Source organism: Actinoplanes solisilvae (genome assembly GCF_003999975.1).
GTDB classification, from domain to species: Bacteria; Actinomycetota; Actinomycetes; order Mycobacteriales; family Micromonosporaceae; genus Actinoplanes; species Actinoplanes solisilvae.
Map to the genome: position 1 here is coordinate 1 of NZ_RJAC01000001.1, position 13,114 is coordinate 13,114.

10 protein-coding genes are annotated in these 13,114 nt (G+C 70.0%); 3 read left to right on the top strand and 7 right to left on the bottom strand.

Annotated elements, in window-relative coordinates; translation table 11 throughout:
- Positions 1-115: 115 nt before the first annotated feature.
- Positions 116-904: a sporulation protein gene (locus tag EER30_RS00005; RefSeq protein WP_127497011.1), complete on the bottom strand. Its 789-nt coding sequence runs from the start codon at positions 902-904 to the stop codon at positions 116-118.
- A gap of 248 nt (positions 905-1,152) precedes the next feature.
- Between EER30_RS00005 and sigB the strand changes: the two genes are divergently transcribed.
- Positions 1,153-2,136, top strand: coding sequence for an RNA polymerase sigma factor SigB (gene sigB / locus EER30_RS00010; protein WP_127497013.1), 984 nt, complete (start codon positions 1,153-1,155; stop codon positions 2,134-2,136).
- An 83-nt stretch (positions 2,137-2,219) separates the two neighbouring features.
- On the opposite strand, the gene EER30_RS00015 is transcribed toward sigB, so the two are convergent.
- Positions 2,220-4,766, bottom strand: coding sequence for a bifunctional acetate--CoA ligase family protein/GNAT family N-acetyltransferase (locus tag EER30_RS00015; protein WP_127497015.1), 2,547 nt, complete (start codon positions 4,764-4,766; stop codon positions 2,220-2,222).
- Between the two features lie 22 nt (positions 4,767-4,788).
- Positions 4,789-5,973, bottom strand: coding sequence for an acetoin utilization protein AcuC (locus EER30_RS00020; protein ID WP_127497016.1), 1,185 nt, complete (start codon positions 5,971-5,973; stop codon positions 4,789-4,791).
- A gap of 205 nt (positions 5,974-6,178) precedes the next feature.
- Between EER30_RS00020 and EER30_RS00025 the strand changes: the two genes are divergently transcribed.
- The gene (locus tag EER30_RS00025; RefSeq protein ID WP_127497018.1) at positions 6,179-6,877 is read left to right on the top strand and encodes an iron-dependent transcriptional repressor DtxR; all 699 of its coding nucleotides are present in this window, start codon (positions 6,179-6,181) and stop codon (positions 6,875-6,877) included.
- A gap of 9 nt (positions 6,878-6,886) precedes the next feature.
- Here the strand turns inward: EER30_RS00025 and EER30_RS00030 are convergent, their stop codons facing one another.
- Together EER30_RS00030 and EER30_RS00035 are read right to left on the bottom strand one after the other, a co-directional pair.
- The gene (locus EER30_RS00030) at positions 6,887-7,444 is read right to left on the bottom strand and encodes a hypothetical protein (RefSeq protein ID WP_240669678.1); all 558 of its coding nucleotides are present in this window, start codon (positions 7,442-7,444) and stop codon (positions 6,887-6,889) included.
- 65 nt (positions 7,445-7,509) lie between these two features.
- Positions 7,510-7,743 carry a C1orf53 family protein gene (locus EER30_RS00035; protein ID WP_432417488.1) on the bottom strand — a complete coding sequence of 78 codons (234 nt, stop codon included), beginning with the start codon at positions 7,741-7,743 and terminating at the stop codon, positions 7,510-7,512.
- A gap of 44 nt (positions 7,744-7,787) precedes the next feature.
- On the opposite strand from EER30_RS00035, the gene EER30_RS00040 reads away from it, so the two are divergent.
- Positions 7,788-8,684, top strand: coding sequence for an alpha/beta fold hydrolase (locus EER30_RS00040; RefSeq protein ID WP_127497021.1), 897 nt, complete (start codon positions 7,788-7,790; stop codon positions 8,682-8,684).
- Positions 8,685-8,694: 10 nt separating this feature from the next.
- Here the strand turns inward: EER30_RS00040 and EER30_RS46860 are convergent, their stop codons facing one another.
- Both EER30_RS46860 and EER30_RS00050 read right to left on the bottom strand, forming a co-directional pair.
- A complete protein-coding gene (locus tag EER30_RS46860; protein ID WP_164842194.1) occupies positions 8,695-9,882 on the bottom strand; it encodes an MFS transporter in 1,188 nt (395 codons plus the stop codon).
- Between the two features lie 286 nt (positions 9,883-10,168).
- The gene (locus EER30_RS00050; protein ID WP_127497023.1) at positions 10,169-13,069 is read right to left on the bottom strand and encodes a vitamin B12-dependent ribonucleotide reductase; all 2,901 of its coding nucleotides are present in this window, start codon (positions 13,067-13,069) and stop codon (positions 10,169-10,171) included.
- Positions 13,070-13,114 lie beyond the last annotated feature (45 nt).

The following is a 13,114-nucleotide window of genomic DNA, read 5'->3' on the forward strand; positions in this document are numbered from 1 at the left end:
ACGAGGACGCACAGCACTACGACGTGGAGCACCTGTCACACCCATACCCAGACCAACACATCGATCATGATCAGAGTGACGGGCATTCACTCCAAAGCATGTGCGAAGTCCAGGACTAGAAGAACAGGCCCCGGCGCTGGGCCGACTGCCGCAGCCAGTTGTCGAGCTGACCGCCCCAGTCGGTGTGGTCGACGGTGGCGTAGTCGACGTCGAAACGGCCGAACGCGTCGCGCCCCTCGGTGAACAGGCCGCCGCGCTTGTCGATCTCGAGGATCACCTGGAGCTTCTGCGGCGTCGGGATGAACGTGAGCTCGAGCTGGTTGATGCCGCTCGCGTAGGCCGACGGCGGGTAGAACTCGATCTCCTGATAGAACGGCAGGTGCTGCTCGGCGCCGTAGACCCGGCCACGCTCGACATCGGCCCGGCTGAAGCGGAAACCGAGCCGCAGCAACGCGTCGAGCAGTCGCTCCTGGGCCGGCAGCGGGTGCACGGCGACCGCGTCCAGATCGGACTTGTCGACCGCCCGCGCGACCTCGAGCTCGGTGGCCAGGCCCATCGTCATGCCGTGCAGGTGCTGCCCGTAGACCTCGGTGATCGGGGTTTCCCACGGCACGTCGAATCGGAAAGGTACGTCGTATTTCGCGCCTGGGTCGAGCCGGAACGAACCGGTCAGGCGCTGACGGTGGAACTCCTGGTCGGTGTTGTATTCGCTGTCGCCGCTCTCCACCTCGACCCGGGTGACCAGCCCGACGGCCAGATATTCGACGTCGACCGCGTGCTCGCCTCCCACCACGTGGACCTGGCCCTCGAGGTAGCCGCCGGGGCGGCAACTGGGGTTGGCCAGCACAGTTTCGACCGACGGGCCGCCGACACCGAGTGCCTGCAGCATCTTTTTGAAGACCACTGAACCATCTCCTCCTCAAGGGCGTTTGCCGAACAGTATCGGCGCGCTACACGCGGCGAGTACCGGCAATCCGGACACTTGTCGGCTTGGCGACGTCAGGGTTCTCCCTGATTCATGCCACCTGGACGCTTGCCTCACCTCGGTTTAACGCGTCCCAGGCCAAGCTATCGATCACCGGCACGCAAGGCGCGCCGGAACGCACGACAGACGGTTATCAGCGGGGAGGGGACTGAAAGGTGGTCCTGCAGATGAAGGCGTCGGAGTCCATGGACAACAGCGTGACCGACGGTGTCGAGCTCCTGACCGACCTGGACGCCACGGACGAGCGGGGTGTCTCCGCCGATCTGGTTCGCGCCTACCTCAACGGCATCGGCCGCACCCGGCTGCTGACCGCGGTCGAGGAGGTCGAGCTCTCCAAGCGCATCGAGGCCGGGCTGTACGCGGAGGAGAAGCTCCCGGGGGCCGGCGAGGACCTCGCTCCCCTCCTGCACATCATCGTCGCGGAGGGTAAGAGCGCCAAGAACCACCTGCTCGAGGCCAACCTCCGCCTCGTCGTCAGCATCGCGAAGCGCTACACCGGCCGCGGCATGGCCTTCCTCGACCTCATCCAAGAGGGCAACCTGGGCCTGATCCGCGCGGTCGAGAAGTTCGACTACACCAAGGGCTACAAGTTCTCCACGTACGCCACCTGGTGGATCCGCCAGGCGATCACCCGCGCGATGGCCGACCAGGCCCGCACCATCCGCATCCCGGTGCACATGGTCGAGCAGGTCAACCGCATGGTCCGCAGCCGGCGCGACCTGGCCGCGACGCTCGGCCGCGAGCCCAGCATCGCCGAGATCGCCAAGGCCATGGACGTTCCCGAGTTCCAGGTCATCGAGCTCATCTCGTACGACCGTGAGCCCGTCAGCCTCGACCAGGCGGTCGGTGAGGACGGGGAGAGCGCCCTGGGCGACTTCGTGGCGTCGGTCGACCAGAACCACCCGGGCGCGACCGCCGGCTCGGGCGAGCTGCGCAGCGAGGTCGAGATCGTGCTGGCCACGCTGAGCGAGCGCGAGTCGGCCGTGATCCGGCTGCGTTTCGGCCTCGACGACGGGCGGCAGCGCACACTCGACGAGGTGGGCCGCGAGTTCGGCCTGAGCCGCGAGCGCATCCGCCAGATCGAGAAGGTCACGATGCTCAAGCTGCGCGACCCCGAGCGCTCGTCGCGTCTCGAGGCGTACGCGGGCTGATCTTCTTTCCTACGTTTTCTGCCCGGCGGGCTTCGGCCCGGCCGGGCGGTCGCGTTTTCGCGCGCGTTCACGCGGCCCGAGCACTACGGGCTGCGGAGGCGACGTGGGCCCGTGTCGGGGCGGCGGGCGGGGTCGCCGATCTCGGTGGAGGCGTGCAGCACCGAATAGCCGTCGGGGCGGGCCAGCACCGGGTTGAGCGAGAGGCCGCGCAGGCGAGGGTGGTCGTCGGCCAGGCGGCCCACGCGCAGCAGCAGGTCGATGAGCGACTCGCGGTCGACCGGGGCCGAACCGCGGTAGCCGTGCAGCAGCGGGGCCGCCCTGGGCTCGACGACCAGGGCCTCGGCGGCCCGATCGGTCAGCGGCGCGGCCCGCCAGGCCAGGTCGCCGAGCAGCTCGCTGGCCACGCCGCCGAGGCCGAACCCGACGATCGGGCCGAACGCCGGATCTTCCGTCACTTCGACGCGGCAGGCGACCCCGGCCGGGACCATCGTCTGCACCAGGACGTCGGGGCCGAAGGCCGTTCGCAACTCCGCGTAGGCGGCGCGGACGTCGTCCTCGTCGGCCAGGGCGAGGCGGACCGCGCCGAGGTCGATGCGGTGCCGCAGCGCACCGCCGGCCGCCTTGAGCGCGACCGGATAGCCGAGCGATTTCGCGGCGGCGACGGCCTCGTCGGCCTGGGCGACCAGTGTGGACGGGACGATGTCGATGCCGTAGGCGGCCAGCAGGTCGGCGGGCGGACCGTCGATGGTGGTCGCGGCGGGATCTATTCTCGCCAGCTCTGGGAGCACCCCGGGCGGCCGGCGCAGCCAGTCGGCATAGGTGGCGACCCGGGCCAGGGCGCGCACCGCCTCTTCGACCGAGGGGTAGGCCGGGACGCGCGGCGGCAGGCTACCGAGCAGGAATGTCGCTACGGTCGGCTTCTCACCGGCCAGGGCGACACTGGCCAGGGCCGCGGCGAAGTCGGCATCGTCGTCGGCGAGCTGGCCCGGCAGCGGCGGCGCGAAGACCACAACGAGGGCGTCGGCACGATCGTCGACGGCGGCGTCGGCCAGGGCGTCGGCGAAGTCGTGGGCGCCGGCCTGGGGGCTGATGCCGACGGGGTAGCCCTGGGCCACGGTCAGGCCGCTCGCGCGGCAGGCAGCCACGGCCAGCTCGGACAACGCGGAGGAGTTGCCGACGACGGCGACGCGCCGGCCGGCCGGCAGCGGCTGGTGGGCCAGGAGCAGGCCGACGTCGAAGAGCTCCTGCACGGTGTCGACCCGGATCACTCCGGACCGCGCGAACAGGGCGGTGACGGCGTGGGCGTCGGGGCCGGGCAGGTCGCCGGCGAGACCCGGCGGACGGGTGGCGCTGGCCACCGCGACCACCGGTTTCACCCGACTCATGCGGCGGGCCAGGCGGGCGAACTTACGCGGGTTGCCGAACGTCTCGAGATAGAGCAGGACGACGTCGGTGCCGGGGTCGTCGCGCCAATACTGCAGCAGGTCGTTGCCGGAGACGTCGGCCCGGTTGCCGGCCGAGACGAAGGTCGACAGGCCCAGCCCGCGACGGTCGGCCTCGGCCAGCAGCGCGACACCGAGCGCACCGCTCTGGCTGAAGAATCCGACCCGCCCGGCGGCCGGCAGACGGGGGGCGAGCGTGGCGTTGAGCCGTACGGTGGGGTCGGTGTTGGCCACCCCCATGCTGTTGGGCCCCACGACGCGCAACCCCGCCGCGTGCGCACCCTCGGTCAGCGCCCGTTGCGCGGCGGCGCCGTCGGGGCCGGTCTCGGCGAAGCCCGCGGAGATGACCACCAGACCGCTCGCGCCGCTGGCGGCGGCATCGGACAGCGCGGCACCGACCCCCTCGGGCGGCAAGGCGATGAGGGCCAGATCGATGTCTTCGCCCGACTCGGTGGCCGACCGGCAGGCACGCAGACCGGCCACCCGCTCGGCGCTGGGATGCACCGGGACGAGCGCGCCGGTGAAGCCGCCGTCACGCAGGTGGCCGAGCATGGCCGCACCGATGCCCTGACCGCTGGCACTGGCGCCGTAGACCGCGACCGCGCGCGGAGCCAGCAGACGCCCGATCGAGCGGGACTCGGTGAGGTGCTCGCGGGATTCCTGCACCTCACGCGACTTCTCGGTAGGGGCGATCGGGAAACTCAGGTGGACCACACCGTCGGCGTATTTGCGCTCGACCTGATAGCCGAAGTCGCTGAAGACGCGCAGCATGCCGCCGTTCTCGGGGAGGACCTCGGCGACGAAGCGGGTGATGCCGTGGGCGCGGGCGGCCTCGGCCAGGTGCTCGAGCAGCACCGAGCCGATGCCTCGGCCCTGATGGGCGTCCTCGACCACGAAGGCGACCTCGGCCTCGAGCGAGCCGGGGCCGAGGCGCTCGTATCGGCCGACGGCCATGATGCGCGGGCCGCTGACGATGACGAACGCCTCGCGGTCGCGATGGTCGACGTTGACGAACCGTTCGAGGTCGCGCTCGGGGATGCGCGGGTAGGGGGAGAAATAGCGCAGGTAGCGCGTGCGGTCGCTCATGCGGGAGTGGAACTCGACGATGGCGGGCGCGTCGGTGGGCTGGATCTGTCGAAGATGGACGGCATGGCCGTCGGAGAGCAGGACGTCGGCGCTGATGTCCATTTCGCTCTCCTCCTCTCGGCGATCAGTCGCGGGGATCTTGCGGGTCGAGACCGTGCAAAGGGAAGACCGCCGTGCGGCTGGCCAGGATGGCGCGGTCGACCGCGTCGGGGGTGGTGCCCGGCTGCCAGCGCTCGACCGGCGGTTCGACGCCGTCGGTCATCGTCTTGGGAACGTCGGAGTGCGGGCACCGCTCGGCGGCCAGCGAACGCCAGGCTTCCGGGATGGGGGTGCGCGGGTCGAGCGGGTCGCCGGTGGCCGTGGCGAGCAGGTGGGTCCACGTGCGGGGCACGACCTCGACCAGGGCGTAGCCCCCGCCGCCGGTCGCGACCCAGCGGCCGTCGCACAGTTCGTCGGCCAGGTCGCGCATGGCCAGGTGGGCGGCGCGCTGGCCGTCGACGGACAGACGCAGGTCGGCGAGGGGGTCGAGGCGGTGGGAGTCGGCGCCGCACTGGCTGAAGATGATCTCGGGGGCGAAGGCGCGCAGAACGGAGGGGACGATCGCGTGGAAGGCGCGCAGCCAGCCCGCGTCGCCCGTGCCCGGGGGCAGCGGGACGTTGACCGAGGTGCCCTCGGCCCCGGGACCACCGGTCTCGTCGGCGAACCCGGTGCCGGGGAACAGGGTGAGCGGCGTCTCGTGCAGGCTGACCGTCAGCACGCGGGGGTCGTCGTAGAACGCGGCCTGCACGCCGTCGCCGTGGTGAACGTCGACGTCCACATAGGCCACCCGCTGGGCGCCCTGGTCGAGAAGGCGGGCGATGGCCACGGCGGGATCGTTGTAGACGCAGAAGCCGGCGGCCCGGGCGGACATGGCGTGGTGCAGGCCACCGGCGATGTTGACGGCCCGTTTGGTCACGCCGTGCCAGACGGCCTCGGCGGCGGCGATGGTGGCGCCGCAGATGCGCGCGGACGCTTCGTGCATGTTGTCGAAAACGGGATTGTCGGGCGTGTTGAGGCCCCAGCCGCGGAAGAACGGATCAATCGGGGCGTGCCGGACGGCCTCGAGGTAGTCGGCGCGATGGACGCGGGTCAGGTCGGCCTCGGTGGCGGGCTCGGGCGTGACCATGCGCACGCCCGGACGATCGAGAACGCCCAATGCGCGGGCGAGCGCCATGGTCAGCTCGACGCGCACCGGGTTGAGCGGGTGGTCGCCCATGTCGTAGTCGAGCAGCGCTCGATCCCACACCACCGTGGTCGTCGGATCCGCCATGACGGTCACTCTTTCACGCGCCTCCGACAGGTTTCACGCACGCCGCCGGAGCAGACTGTCAGGTAGGCTCTCTTGCACCTGCACGGGGCGCCTGTCAACCCCCGGTAACGAGGTATTATCGCTGCTGGGAGGGCCGCACCGTGAATGAACTCGTCGTCAGCCCGCAGACGCTGGCGGTTCACCGAGACCGCCGGGAGGTCGGAGCATGAAGACGTCGCTGCACAAGCATGACCTCGTCGACACCACCGAGATGTATTTGCGCACCATCCTCGAGCTCGAGGAAGAGGGTGTGCCGCCGCTTCGGGCGCGCATCGCCGAGCGGCTTCACCAGAGCGGTCCCACGGTCAGCCAGACGGTCGCGCGCATGGAGCGCGACGGCCTGCTGACGGTTGAGAACGATCGCCACCTGGTGCTGACCGCGGAGGGGCGCAACACCGCCGTCTCCGTCATGCGCAAGCACCGCCTGGCCGAGCTGCTGCTCGTGAACGTCATCGGCATGCCCTACGAGGAGGCGCACGAAGAGGCCTGCCGCTGGGAGCACGTGATGAGCGACTCGGTCGAGAAGAAGGTCTACGAGCTGCTCAACAAGCCGACCCGCTCGCCGTACGGAAACCCGATCCCGGGTCTCGAGGCGCTCGGCCTCTCCGAGGGCGCCGAGCAGGCCGACAGCGGCGAGCGCAACCTGGCGTTCCCGGGCCTGAGCGGCAGCGTCGTCGTCCAGCGCATCTGCGAGAGCGTGCAGACCAACGCCGACGTGCTGCGTCAGTTGCACGAGGCGGGCATCGACCCGGGCACGACGGTGACCGTGGCTCAGGAGCGCGATGGTGTGACCATCGACCGCCTGGGCGACAAGATCCGCCTGCCGCGCGAGGTCGCGTCGCGGGTGTTCGTCGCCGCGCACTAGGTACGTTTGTCAGCCGTCTGTCGTGTTCATCGCCTTGGCGAGCGCGATGAGCTTCGGGTTCATCGCGGACACGGCGGCGGCTGACGCCTTCTTGTCGAAGGTGAAGCGCAACGTCTGAAGCTGCTTCGCCTCGCTGAGCCAGCCGACCTCGATGCTGGGGCCGTGCCCCGCCGTCGCCGCGCCGTTCAGCCGATAGGCAGCCCGGCCGAGGCCCTTGACCGTGGTCGCTTTCGAGGGCTTGAGGTCGTCGAGGAACTGCTCGGGGCTCGCCTTGGTGCTCTCCACGACCGAGAGCATCAGGTCGGGATAGTCGCCGGCCGAGGTCTGCACGACACAGGTCGACACGTCGTCGACCTGGTCGGAGGCGGCCACGTCGAAGGTGACGCCGATCGTGTCTTTGATGAAGCCGTAGTCCCAGAGGATGCAGGCGCCACCGGCCGAGGCGGCGGATTGCTGCTCGACGGCGAGGGGCGGCACGTTGGCGGCGGCCGGATCCTCGTCCTGCTTGTCGCAGGCGGTCAGCGCGAGGAGCAGGACGGCGCCGAGCACGAGGGAACGCGAAAGCACGAGTGATCCTCCCGAGAGATCCGGGGCACACCGTACTTCCCCGGCACTACGAGCGAAAGTCCGCGTCAGGCACCATTGGTGTACGGACAGTGACGACACCCGCGACCACAGCAGGTGCCGCGGCGCGCGAGGAAGCCGGCGGTCAGCACGAAGAGGCCCGTATCGGGGTCGAGATAGCCCGCCTCACCCGCCTCGAAAGCGGCATCGTGGGCGGCGAGTATCTGGGCGCGGCGGGGATGGTCGAGCGGGAGGCGGGACGGATGGGGCTCGGTCAACTCCCTCGGCGCGCGCTCGTCCACCGGCTCCATGCTATCTACTTATTCGGAAGCGCTAGGAGATAAAGATGATCAATGACCGGCTGATCGATGCTGGCGATGTGCCGCTCGCGGTGCGCGACTTCGGCGGCGACCAGCCTCCGCTGCTGTTACTGCACGGCGTCGGGGGCAACCTGGCGACGATGACGACGCTGGCCCGGGCCCTGCGGCCGAACCACCGCGTGATCACAGTGGACCTGCGGGGGCACGGACGGTCGGGCGAGGGCACCTGGACGTGGGACACCGCGCTGGGTGACCTGGCGGCGGTCTGCGTCCAGATGGAGATCCAGCGACCCGCCGTGGTGGGCCACTCGCTCGGCGGGATGCTGGCGGCCCTGTGGGGCCAGCGGCATCCGGAGGCGCCGGGCGTCGTCAGCCTCGACGGCAACCCGCCGCCGACCCAGGTCTCGCAGCTTCCGGGCCTCGACCCCGAGAAGGCGGCGGCCGAGCTCGCCCGGCTGCGGACGATCTTCGACCAGGTCGAGTCCCAGGCGGGCCGGGTCATCGAGGCCGACCAGTTGCCCGACCTCGTCGAGCGTCAGCAGGCGGCGGCCCGCGACATGGGCGCCAACGAGAAGGTGTGGATCGAGGGCTTCCGGCGCAACCTCGCGCACGAGAACGGCGAGACGTCGATCCGTCCGTCGGCCGCGGTCACAGGCCAACTCCGTACGCTCATGAACGAACTTGACCTTGGCCCGGTGTACGCCGGGACCTCGTGCCCGGAGCTGGTCGTGCTGGCCACCCGCAACCGGCCCGAGCAGGAACCCTTCGCCGAGCTCTACGAGGCCCACCGGCGCTTCCAGCTCGAGCAGGTGCGCGCCGCGGGTCACCCTCGCTACATCCAGCTCGCCGACGCGTCGCAGGCCATGGTGATCGAGCAGCCCGCCGTGCTGGCCGGCCTGATCACCGATTTCCTGCAGTCGTAGCGGCGGTCGTTCAATCGCGGCTCGACGGGAGGGGCCTGGTCGCCCCGGAGCCGACGAGGCCGATAGCCAGGGCAGCGAAGACGCAGAGCATGGCGCGCAGCACGCCCACGTGCTCGGCCAGCAGGCCGATGAGGGGTGGCCCGGCCAGGAAGGCGCCGTAGCCGATCGAGCCGGCCACAGAGACGCGGATCGCGGCTCGGACGGGGTCGTCGGCGGCGGCGCTCATGCCGACCGGGAAACCCAGAGAGGCGCCGACGCCCCAGAGCAGGGCGCCGGCGATGGCGACCGGGACGGCGATCTCGGTGACGACCAGTAGCAGGCCCACAGCGGCCGAGACCGCGGTGACGCGCAGGGTGACCACGCGGCCCCAGCGTTCGATGGCGTAGCCGCCGAAGAGCCGGCCCAAGGTCATCGCGGTGACGAAGCTGCCGAAGGCGATCGCGCCGACGGTCTCGCCGGCGTGGTAGCCGTCGACCAGGCCGATGGCCAGCCAGTCGTTGGCGGTGCCCTCGGTGAAGCCAAAACCGAGCATGACCAGGCCGATCAGGATGGTGCGGGGTTCGCGCCAGGCCTGGCCGACGCTCATCGCCGGCTTCTGACCGGCCGGCCGGGGCTGATATGGCAGGAAGTTGCGCACGGTCGGGGCGCTGACCGCCGCGGCCAGGGCGGCGGTCAGATAGAGCTGCAACCAGATCGGCAGCCCGGTGGCCGCGGCCACGGCACTGATGGCCGCGCCGAGCACGGTGCCGATGCTGAAGCCGGCGTGGAAGCGGGGCATGATCGTGCGGCCGAGGCGGCGCTCGACGTCGGCGCCCTCGACGTTCATGGCGACGTCCCACGTGCTGTTGCCCACGCCGGCCAGCACCAGACCGAGACCGGCCAGCGCGACCGAGCCGACGAGAACGCCGGTGGCCAGGCCGGTGAGGCCGAGAACCATCGACGTGCTGCCGATCAGCACCGCGCGGGCCGGGCCGACGCGCTGCACCAGGGGGCCGGCCAGCGGGATCGCGGCGATCGCGGCGGCCGAGAGGCAGAGCAGGAGCAACCCGAACCCGGCGGCCGACAGTTCGAGACCGTCGCGGACCGCCGGGGCGCGAGCGAGCCAGCCGGCGACGGCCAATCCGTTGGTGGCGAACGTGAACCCGACCGCGACCTTTGCCCGGTCGAGGCGCTGCCGATCGAGCTCCGTCCCGGTCACCGGTCGAACTTACCCGGGTGTCCGAGGTCTTTCACGGCGGCGAGGGAGGGATCTCGCGCGTGACAAGCCGGTAACGGATCGTGTCGGCGATCCGGCTGACCGTTTGACCGCGCGGGGTTACGTTCTGCGGGCCGAGCAGCTTCTCCGGCCGCATCACCAGCCGGTGAATTCCTGGGCGTCGTCGGCATCACCGACCGGCCCACTCTCGGAAAGTCCAATCTCGTCGTCAACCGGGCGAGGGGTCCGGCCACGAAGCCGAACCCCTCCACCGCTGTTTCCTAGAAGATCAGCTGCAGCCCGAGGTGGAGCCGCAGCCCTCGCAGACGTAGCAGCTTCCGGCGCGGCGCATCTTGGTGCCGCAGGTGAAGCAGAGCGGCGCGTCGGCGGACTGACCCATCACGATCTCGAGCAGCTCGGTGGACGAGCCGGCCGTCACGGGGGCGGCCTTCTCGACCTCGACCGGCGCGGGCTTGACCACGGCGGCCTCGACCGGGGCGGCCTCGGCCGGGGTCGCGACCGGGGCGGAGGCGGCCATGCCGGCCAGGTCGACCGCGGCAGCCTCGGCGGCGGCCTCGGCCTGCACCTGCGCGGCACGCTCCTTGGCCGTGAAGATGCCCAGGTCGGCCCGGGTGTCGTACGGCAGGAAGTCGAGCGCCAGGCGACGGAAGATGTAGTCCATCACCGAGGACGCCATGCGCACGTCCGGGTCGTCGGTCATGCCGGCCGGCTCGAAGCGCATGTTGGTGAACTTGCTGACGTACGTCTCGAGCGGGACGCCGTACTGGAGCCCTATCGAGATCGCCACCGAGAAGGCGTCCATGACACCGGCGAGCGTCGAACCCTGCTTCGACATCTTGAGGAAGACCTCGCCGAGGCCGTCGTCGGGGTAGGACGACGCGGTGAGGTAGCCCTCGGCGCCGCCGACCGAGAACGACACCGTCTCGGACGGGCGCTTCTTAGGCAGGCGCTTGCGGACGGGGCGGTATTCGATGACCTTCTCGACGACCTTCTCGACCTCGGTCGTGGCGGCCGGCGCGGCCTCGACCGCGGCCGACGGCTTCTTGGCGACCGAGAGCGGCTGGCCGACCTTGCAGTTGTCGCGGTAGATCGCGAGCGCCTTCAGGCCGAGCTTCCAGCCCTGGTAGTGGATCTCCTCGATCTCTTCGACGGTCGCCGACTCGGGCATGTTGACCGTCTTGGAGATGGCGCCCGAGATGAACGGCTGCACCGCGGCCATCATGCGCACGTGGCCGAGCGGGGCGATGACGCGCTCGCCCATCGCGCAGTCGAAGACCGCGTAGTGCTCGGGCTTGAGGCCCGGCGCGTCGACGACGTTGCCGTGCTCGGAGATGTGCTCGACGATCGCTTCGACCTGCTCCTCGGGGTAGCCGAGGCTGCGCAGGGCGCGCGGAACCGTCTGGTTGACGATCTGCATCGAGCCGCCGCCGACGAGCTTCTTGAACTTGACCAGGGCCAGGTCGGGCTCGATGCCGGTGGTGTCGCAGTCCATCATCAGGCCGATGGTGCCGGTCGGGGCGAGCACCGACGCCTGCGCGTTGCGCCAGCCGTTCTTCTCACCGATCTTGGTGTTCTGCTGCCACTGCTTGCTCGCCTCGCGAGCGATCTCGGTGGCGACGGTGCCAGTGGGACGAATCTCGTCGTTGGCCGCGGCGTGCTTGCGCATGACCCGCTTGTGGGCGTCGGCGTTGCGGGCATAGCCCTCGTACGCCCCCACGACGCCGGCGATCTCGGCCGAGCGGCGGTAGGCCGTACCGGTCATCAGCGACGTGATGGCGGCAGCGACCGAGCGGCCACCGTCGGAGTCGTACGGCAGGCCGGAGGCCATCAGCAGCGCGCCGATGTTGGCGTAGCCGATGCCGAGCTGACGGTAGGCCCGGGTGGTGACGCCGATCTTCTCGGTCGGGAAGTCGGCGAACGCGATCGAGATCTCCATCGCGGTGATGATGAACTCGACGCTCTTGACGAACTTCTCGACCTCGAAGCCACCGTCGGCCTTGAGGAACTTCATCAGGTTGAGCGAGGCCAGGTTGCAGGACGAGTCGTCCAGCGACATGTACTCCGAGCAGGGGTTGGACGCGGTGATCCGGCCCGTCTCGGGGTTTGTGTGCCAGTCGTTGATCGTGTCGTCGTACTGCAGGCCCGGGTCGGCGCACTCCCACGCGGCCTGGGCGATGCCACGGAACAGCTTCTTGGCGTCGATGGTCTCGATGACCTCGCCGTCGAGCCGGCCGCGCAGCCCGAACTCGGTGCCCTCCTCGTACGCCCGCATGAACTCGTCGCTGACGCGGACCGAGTTGTTGGCGTTCTGGTACTGCACGCTCACGATGTCGGAGCCGCCGAGGTCCATGTCGAAGCCGGCGTCCCGCAGCGCGCGGATCTTGTCTTCCTCGCGCGCCTTGGTCGACACGAACTCTTCGATGTCGGGGTGGTCGACGTCGAGGATGACCATCTTGGCGGCCCGGCGGGTGGCGCCACCGGACTTGATCGTTCCGGCGCTCGCGTCGGCGCCGCGCATGAAGCTCACCGGTCCGCTGGCGGTCCCCCCGGACGACAGCAGTTCCTTGGACGAGCGGATGCGCGACAGGTTGACGCCGGAGCCGGAGCCACCCTTGAAGATGAGCCCCTCCTCCTTGTACCAGTCGAGGATGGAGTCCATCGAGTCGTCGACCGAGAGAATGAAGCAGGCGCTGACCTGCTGCGGCGACTTGGTGCCGACGTTGAACCAGACCGGCGAGTTGAAGCTGAACACCTGGTGCAGCAGCATCCAGGTCAGCTCGTGGTCGAACACCTCGGCGTCGGCCTTGGTGGCGAAGTAACCGTGGTCCTCGCCCGCCTTGCGGTAGGTCGAGACCACCCGGTCGATGAGCTGCTTGAGCGACCACTCCCGCTCGGGCGTGCCGACCGCGCCGCGGAAGTATTTCGTGGTGACGATGTTCGCCGCGTTGACGCTCCACGCGGTCGGGTATTCCACGCCCCGCTGCTCGAAGTTGATCGAGCCGTCGCGCCAGTTCGTCATGACGACGTCGCGGCGTTCCCATTCAACCTCGTCGTACGGGTGGACGCCCTCGGTCGTCCAGACCCGCTCGACCCGCAGCCCCCCGGTGGCCGCGCTGCTGCCGTTCGCACGGCTGCGCTGCCGACCTGCTGTGATGCCGTCCCCGGCCATACTGCTCCCCCTCGAAAGTGCTTCTGCCACTCGTCGCTTCTTTGC

Coding starts and splice junctions, on each gene's coding strand:
- sigB (WP_127497013.1), top strand. CDS start 1,153: ATGAAGGCGTCGGAGTCCATGGACAACAGCGTGACCGACGGTGTCGAG.
- EER30_RS00015 (WP_127497015.1), bottom strand. CDS start 4,766: ATGGACATCAGCGCCGACGTCCTGCTCTCCGACGGCCATGCCGTCCAT.
- EER30_RS00020 (WP_127497016.1), bottom strand. CDS start 5,973: ATGGCGGATCCGACGACCACGGTGGTGTGGGATCGAGCGCTGCTCGAC.
- EER30_RS00025 (WP_127497018.1), top strand. CDS start 6,179: ATGAAGACGTCGCTGCACAAGCATGACCTCGTCGACACCACCGAGATG.
- EER30_RS00040 (WP_127497021.1), top strand. CDS start 7,788: ATGATCAATGACCGGCTGATCGATGCTGGCGATGTGCCGCTCGCGGTG.
- EER30_RS00050 (WP_127497023.1), bottom strand. CDS start 13,069: ATGGCCGGGGACGGCATCACAGCAGGTCGGCAGCGCAGCCGTGCGAAC.